Origin of the sequence: Streptococcus sp. 1453 (genome assembly GCF_013276955.1) — a bacterium.
Taxonomy (GTDB): domain Bacteria; phylum Bacillota; class Bacilli; order Lactobacillales; family Streptococcaceae; genus Streptococcus.
In genome coordinates, this window is record NZ_VMLZ01000004.1 from 102,374 (window position 1) to 109,583 (window position 7,210).

Here is a 7,210-nt window from a genome sequence, read left to right on the forward strand (position 1 = left end):
AGTCAAGTAAATCGAGTCGTTTAAAGAGGAATGTTTGTATGAGAAGAGAAGAAGTTTTACGAAATCACTGGTTTTTTAGCCAAGAGGTGGGGAAAGAAGAAGCCTTGGCACCGGATTTTCAGAGGGAAAATTGGCAGGCCATTCAAGTGCCGCATGACTGGAGTATTTACAATGATTTTGACCATTATTCCCCAGCGCAAAATGAGGGTGGCCAGCTAAATGGGGGTCAGGCCTGGTATCGGACACAGTTTTACTTGGAAGAAGATGCCAGTCTTGTATCGGTGCGTTTGTTGTTTGACGGGGTTTACATGAATGCCCAAGTCTATATCAACGGGCAAGTGCTGGGCTATTATCCCAATGGCTATACACCCTTTTCTTATGATATCACCCCTTATCTAAGAAACGATGGGACAGCCAACCAGCTTGCGGTTTTTGTGGAAAATCAGCAACCTAGCAGTCGTTGGTACTCTGGTAGCGGTATTTACCGGGAAGTAAAATTGTTGATTACAGATGCAGTTCATCTGGATTTGTATGGGATTAAGATAGAAAGTCCCAAGCTAAAGGAACAAAGAGATGGATGGGTGGAAACTCAGCTTACAAGTAAGGTTTCAAATGATGGAACTCAGTCCGTGTCGGTGTATTTGGAGCAGAGTATCTGGTATGATGGGCAGCAACTGTCTGACTGGCAGGCGACAGACTCTCTAGTGATTGAGTCTGGGGACAAATATTCTTTCCAACAAGCCATATCAATTTTCCAACCTTTGCTTTGGGATATTGATCATCCTTACCTTTACCAATTGAAGACTCGCCTCTACAAAAATGGCATTTTGGTTGATGAAGAAGAGGAGACTTTTGGTTACCGCTATATGGATTGGCAAGCGGATAAGGGCTTCTTTCTAAATGGTCGCTGGTTGAAGATTCATGGAGTTTGTCTGCACCATGACTATGGAGCGCTGGGAGCTGTGGAAAACAGGTCAGCTGCTGAGAGACGATTGCGCCAGATGAAGGAAATGGGCGTCAATGCGATTCGAATCACCCATAATCCAGCTAGTAGTATCTTGCTGGATGTGGCTGCCAAAATGGGGCTACTCATCCAAGAAGAAGCTTTTGATACCTGGTATGGAGGCAAGAAAGAATATGATTATGGTCGCTTTTTTGAGGAAGAAGCGACTCATCCAGAAGCGAAAGCAGGCGATTTCTGGTCAGATTATGATTTGCGTACTATGATTGAGCGTGGCAAGAACAATCCATCGATTTTTATGTGGTCCTTGGGAAATGAAGTCAGCGAAGCAAATGGTGATGCTCATTCATTGAAGACGATCAAACGCTTGCTAGGAAGGGTCAAAGAAGTGGATGATAGTCGTTTTGTGACCATGGGAATGGATCAATTCCGCTTTGGAGATGGGTCTGGAGGTCATGAAAAGATAGCCAATTTGCTGGATGTGGTGGGCTTGAATTACTCAGAAGACAATATTGATAGGATTCGCAAAAGACATCCCAAGTGGCGTCTTTACGGATCTGAAACCTCATCAGCTACAAGGACGCGTGACAGCTATTTTCGCCCAGATAAGGAATGGGTTGGGGATAATCGCCGCGTGCGGAATTTTGAACAGTCAGACTATGGCAATGATCGGGTTCCTTGGGGAAAGACAGCGACGGTTTCTTGGATAGCAGATAGAAATCGGCTAGACTATGCAGGTCAGTTTATCTGGACAGGAGTGGACTATATCGGTGAGCCCACTCCTTGGCACAACCAAAATGACACGCCTGTAAAGAGTTCCTATTTTGGGATTGTGGACACAGCAGGGATTCCTAAAAATGACTATTATCTCTACCAAAGTCAGTGGGTGGACCTAGATCAGCAGCCTATGGTTCATATCCTGCCCCACTGGAATTGGGAAATCCACAAGAGTTATCAACAAGTTGTGGATAAGTGTGGGGATATCCCTGTTCGAGTGTATTCAAATGCCCGTTCTGTAGAGCTATTTCTTAATGGAAAATCCCAAGGCAGAAAGACTTTTCAGGAAAAATGGACTTCAGACGGTAGAAAATACCAAGAGGGAGAAGGTTCTGACCAGCTCTATCTCGAATGGCGTTTGCCTTATCAACCAGGAGAATTGCATGCTGTGGCCTATGACCGTCAAGGTCAGATTGTAGCAGAAGATAGGGTGGTAACTGCAGGTAAGCCAGCCAAAATCGGGTTACATGCCGATAAATCACAACTGGAGCCAGATGGGCAAGACCTCCTTTATCTCTATTTTGATGTATTGGATAAATCAGGAAACTGGGTGCCGACTGCTTCCAATCAGCTTCATTTTGAAATTGAAGGGCCTGCTCGCATTGTGGGTGTTGATAATGGCAGGCAGGCCAGTCGTGAACGTTATCAGGCTCAGAAAAATGGTCAGTTTAAGCGGAAAGCCTTTCATGGCAGAGGTGTCCTCTTAGTTCAGAGCTTGGAGCAGGTAGGTCTAGTCAGAGTAAAGGCCAGTGCCAGAGGGCTAGAGCAAGCAAGTTTTGATCTCTTAGTGGGAGAGGCTTTTGATTGCAAGTCAGTAAAAAATCAGCGCTTATTTGAGATTCGAGTGGACAAGCAGGCAGGATTACCAGAAGGGGATTCCCCAGCCATTGGACTTTATCCACAAACTGTGGATAACCCTGTGAACAAGGTGGGGAATAGTGAAGTGATTTGGGAGACGAGTGGTAGTGCCCACGCCATTATCAAGCAGGGAGTACTTCATTGCTTGTCTGCAGGCGACTTGGCTATTCGCGCCATGTATCAAGGGAAGACCTATCAAACTCATTTGCAGGTCGCAGAAAATACCTCACTAGGGCAGGCAGTTTCTGTGCGACCACTTCGCTTGTATACAGCTAAGGGAACTTATCCACAGTTGCCATCTTCAGTTTTGGTGGACTATGAGTCAGGCGGTGTAAAACGGGTCAAGGTTGTTTGGGAGGCAATTCCTAAAGAAGATTTAGAAAAATTTCATGAATTTACGGTATCTGGCCATCTTGAGGGTCTGGATTTAAAGGCTTCTGCTCAGGTCTGTGTCCAAGGGATTTGCGCTATTGAGCCTGAAAGGGTTTGGACGCTTGTCAAGGAAGTCCCACATTTACCAGACCGAGTCAAGTTAGTCTTATCAGATGGCAGACGAGATGCGGCCAAGGTGACTTGGGATGAACTCGAACCTCAAGTCTATGCTCAGGTAGGAGAATATGTTCTTACAGGTCAAGTAGCGGGCTGTGAGTTGCCAGCAACAGTCACTATTCATGTGACAGACGCTAGTGTAGATGGGGAAGTCATTTCCAATCAGTGGACAGGGTCTAACCTGCCTCTGGTCTTTGCTTCTCACTCAGAACCGAATCACCCAGCCTCATATCTCAATGACAAGGTTATTACTCGGAAGAAATCGACAGCCAATACTTGGATTGCCAAGTCAGAGCAAGCTAGTGTCGGCATTCTTTTTGGAGATGCAGGGATTTTAAAACCGCGATTTGTGGATAACGTGACCTTGTATTATGTTGAGAATCAAGAATACGTGGCGGCGGAGCCTAGCTTTATTGATTATTACATAGGGAATGAGCCTGCCTTGCCTCGGACTCCAAACCATTTGGATAAGGATTCTCTGCTCAAGCAAGAGGAGAATTGGCACCCTGTATCAGCTATCCGAAAAGTTTCAAGCGACAAGGCTGAAGGGCTTCGTTTTGAATTTGACAAGGTGGAATCCTATGCCCTTCGTCTTCGATTTGAAGGCTTGACCAGTCCCCTAGCGTTAACAGAATTGCAAGTGTATGCAAAAAAAGTAAAGAAAAATGTAGATAGGAAGTAATATGGTAAGAGAAATAAAACCGCATGGCCCCTTGCCTAGTCAGGCCCAGCTAGCTTATTTAGAGGATGAACTAGCAGCCTTTATCCATTTTGGTCCCAATACCTTTTATGACCAGGAATGGGGTACAGGTCAGGAGGATCCTGGACGATTTAACCCGACAAGGTTAGATGCGCGTGAGTGGGTTCGCGTGCTCAAGGAAACGGGCTTTAAAAAGTTGATTTTGGTGGTCAAGCACCATGATGGCTTTGTCCTCTATCCGACGACTTATACGGATTATTCGGTCAAGGCCAGTCCTTGGAGGAATGGAGAGGGGGACTTGCTCCTTGAAGTATCCCAAGCTGCCACAGAGTTTGATATGGATATGGGGGTCTACCTATCACCCTGGGATGCCCATAGTCCCCTCTATCATGTGGACCGAGAAGCGGACTATAATGCCTATTATCTGGCACAGCTGAAGGAGATTTTATCAAATCCTGCCTATGGAAATGGAGGGAAATTTGCTGAGGTCTGGATGGATGGTGCCAGAGGAGAGGGGGCTCAAAAGGTTAATTATGAATTTGAAAAATGGTTTGAAACCATTCGTGAACTGCAGGGCGATTGCTTGATTTTTTCAACAGCAGGCACTAGTATCCGCTGGATTGGCAATGAACGAGGGTATGCAGGTGATCCACTGTGGCAAAAGGTGAATCCTGACAAACTAGGAGCAGAAGCAGAGCTGGACTATCTTCAGCACGGAGATCCCTCGAGCATGATTTTTTCAATCGGAGAGGCAGATGTTTCCATCCGTCCAGGCTGGTTTTACCATGAGGATCAGGATCCTAAGTCACTTGAGGAGTTGATCGAAATCTACTTTCACTCGGTGGGTCGGGGAACTCCACTCTTGCTTAATATTCCGCCGAATAAAGATGGGCTCTTTGATGCAAAGGATATTGAACGCCTCTATGAATTTGCGGCCTATCGCAATGAGCTCTATAAAGAAGATTTGGCTCTGGGAGCTGAGGTATCTGGTCCTGCTCTTTCCGCAGACTTTGCTTGTCGCCATTTGACAGACGGCCTTGAAACTAGCTCTTGGGCAAGCGCTGCAGACTTGCCCATCCAGCTAGAACTAGACTTAGGGGCGCCTAAAACTTTCGATGTGCTTGAGTTAAGAGAAGATTTGAAGCTGGGTCAACGAATCGCTGCTTTTCATGTGCAAGTAGAGGTGGATGGTGTCTGGCAAGAATTTGGCATGGGCTTTACCGTTGGTCATAAGCGTCTCTTGCGAGGTCCGCTAGTAGAGGCACAGAAGGTGCGCGTGATAATTACAGAGGCACAATCTATGCCTGTATTGACCAAGATTTCCCTCTATAAAACTCCTGGATTATCAAAAAAAGAAGTTGTTCAGGAACTAGCATTTGCAGAAAAAAGTTTAACTGTGACAAAGGGAGAAGCTCTTCATTTTAGGATTGAACGTAGCGAAAGTGACACTCCTTTGGAGGCTAAGATTTCGATTCAACCGGGGACAGGTGTCCATGGTGTCGCCTATCAGGACGAAATTCAAGTCCTTCAATTCCAAGCTGGGGAATGCAAAAAAGATTTACATCTACCAACCCTGTATTTTGCTGCTGATAAGACCTTAGATTTCTATCTAAATCTGACTGTTAATGGACAGTTGGTTGATCAAGCTCATATTTTAGTTGAAACGAGATAAAATATCTTCACAATTCATTTCTTTTCCGAATAAATAGATAGAACCATCGAATCTAGCAAAATTAGATTTAAAACTATGGTATAATAGAAGGAGGAAATGGATGACTTTAAGACATCCGGGCATCAGCCCAACTAATGACTTGGTTGCTAAGAAAATTTTCAGCAACCCAGAAATCACTTGTCAATTTATTCGCGATATGTTGGACTTACCAGCCAAAAATGTAACCATTTTGGAGGGGAGCAATATTCACGTCTTGCCTTCCCTGCCCTACTCGGCACAGGATTTCTATACAAGTATTGATGTTTTGGCGGAGTTGGATAATGGTACGCAAGTTATTATTGAAATTCAAGTGCATCATCAGAATTTTTTCATCAATCGCCTGTGGGCTTACTTATGCAGTCAGGTCAATCAAAACCTAGAAAAAATTCGCCAGCGAGAAGGTGACACACACCAGAGCTATAAACATATTGCACCAGTATACGCTATCGCAATTGTAGATAGTAATTATTTCTCAGATGACTTGGCTTTCCATAGCTTTAGTATGCGAGAGGATACGACAGGTGAGGTCTTAACTATCACAAACAATGGTCAAGAAAACCATCTAGTCAAGATGGCGTTCTTGGAACTGAAAAAATACAGAGAAACCAGCAAAGACGAGGTTCGCAAGCCCTGGTTGGAGTTTTTTGGTAATAAGCCCTTTACCCAACAACCTGAGCGAGCCATCAGCCAAGCAGACCAACTGCTGGACTATAAAAGCTGGTCCGAGGAGGATAGGGAAATGTTTAGTGAACAACGCAGGCGTGAAGAACAAGCATTATTGGCTCAGGATTATGCCTTGGAAACCGCTAGGGCTGAGGGGGTTGAACAAGGTTTAGAACGTGGTCTTGAACGTGGTCGTGCAGAGGGCATTGAACAGGGACTGGAGCGTGGGAAAGTTGAAGGAAGGGAAGAAGGGAAACTTTTTGCCTTCTTAGACATGGTTCGCCAACATGTCTTAACTTCTGAATTTGCAAGTCAGCAGTTGGGTATGTCAGTAGCGGAGTTTGAAGAGTTGCTGAAAGAACATCATAAATAAGATCTAACAAATACAGAGAAACCAGCAAAGATAGCATTCGCAAACCGTGGTTGGAGTTTTTTGGGAATAAACCCTTTACCCAGCAACCTGAGCGAGCCATCAGCCAGGCAGACCAACTGCTAGACTACAAGAGCTGGTCCGAGGAGGACAGAAAAATGTTTAGTGAACAACGCAGACGTGAAGAACAAGCCTTGTTAGCGCAGGACTATGCCTTGGAGCAAGCTGAAGAAAAAGGGTTGGAGAGAGGTCGTGCAGAGGGCATTGAACAGGGACTGGAGCGCGGGAAAGCTGAAGGTAGTTTCGCCATGTTAGCAAATCTAGTCCGCCAAGGTCTTCTGACACCTGAGGTAGCCAGCCAGCAGCTAGGCATGACTGTCGCTGAGTTTGAAGCATTGCTGTAAATAGGAACAGATGACATGTTGCCAAAATGAGGTAGCATGTTTTATTTTAGCTTTAGTTGTTAGTTGCAACAGGCAGACCAGCCAGAGAATGCTAACACTTTTAGGTCGTAATTAGGATATTTCTACGGTGAGGCGCCTCTAGCGTGTTTAGCCTTTGAATTTTAAGAGAATAGTGCATATGAAAGATAGGGTCTGGTTCTGTTGGGCTCTGCTAGAA

Annotated in this window: 3 protein-coding genes and 1 pseudogene; all 4 read left to right on the forward strand. The window is 45.2% G+C overall.

Features of this window, described 5'->3' with window-relative positions; all coding sequences use genetic code 11:
* Positions 1-38 precede the first annotated feature (38 nt).
* The gene (locus tag HW098_RS03510; RefSeq protein ID WP_176139307.1) at positions 39-3,827 is read left to right on the forward strand and encodes a sugar-binding domain-containing protein; all 3,789 of its coding nucleotides are present in this window, start codon (positions 39-41) and stop codon (positions 3,825-3,827) included.
* A 1-nt stretch (position 3,828) separates the two neighbouring features.
* Positions 3,829-5,517 carry an alpha-L-fucosidase gene (locus HW098_RS03515; RefSeq protein WP_176139308.1) on the forward strand — a complete coding sequence of 563 codons (1,689 nt, stop codon included), beginning with the start codon at positions 3,829-3,831 and terminating at the stop codon, positions 5,515-5,517.
* A gap of 100 nt (positions 5,518-5,617) precedes the next feature.
* Positions 5,618-6,592, forward strand: coding sequence for an Rpn family recombination-promoting nuclease/putative transposase (locus HW098_RS03520; RefSeq protein ID WP_176139309.1), 975 nt, complete (start codon positions 5,618-5,620; stop codon positions 6,590-6,592).
* 8 nt (positions 6,593-6,600) lie between these two features.
* Positions 6,601-6,993 (forward strand): annotated as a pseudogene (locus HW098_RS03525) (hypothetical protein); the annotation flags it as partial.
* Between the last annotated feature and the right edge of the window lie 217 nt (positions 6,994-7,210).